Source organism: Mesorhizobium sp. M6A.T.Ce.TU.002.03.1.1, assembly GCF_003997275.1.
GTDB lineage: Bacteria > Pseudomonadota > Alphaproteobacteria > Rhizobiales > Rhizobiaceae > Mesorhizobium > Mesorhizobium mediterraneum.
In genome coordinates this window covers 1-398 of record NZ_RZTI01000344.1, presented here as the reverse complement: position 1 = coordinate 398, position 398 = coordinate 1, and the positions used below count along the sequence as shown (strand labels likewise).

Here is a 398-nt window from a genome sequence, read left to right as displayed (position 1 = left end):
CGATCGTGGCGTCGTCTTCCAGTCCTACACGCTGCTTCCCTGGCTGACGGCGCGGCAGAACATCGAGTTTGCCCTCAAGGCCGCCGGTTACGATCGCGCGGCCTGCCGCGAGATCGCGCTCGAGCATCTCGATCTGGTCAAGCTGTCGGACAGCGCCGAGCGCTATCCATCGGAGCTCTCGGGCGGCATGAAGCAGCGCGTCGCCATTGCGCGCGCGCTTTCCTATCGGCCCAAGATGCTTTTGATGGACGAGCCCTTTGGCGCGCTGGACGCCTTGACCCGGCACCAGATGCAGGAACTGCTGACCCAGATATGGGAGGAGCATCGGCTCACCGTGCTCTTCGTCACGCATGACGTCGAGGAGGCCGTCTATCTGTCGGACCGCATCGTCGTCATGG

1 protein-coding gene is annotated in these 398 nt (G+C 63.8%); it reads left to right on the top strand.

Annotated features, from left to right (window positions below; all coding sequences use genetic code 11):
• Nucleotides 1-398, top strand: a 398-nt coding sequence (locus EOC93_RS33870) for an ABC transporter ATP-binding protein (protein WP_164759414.1), incomplete at both ends; no start/stop codon positions are given.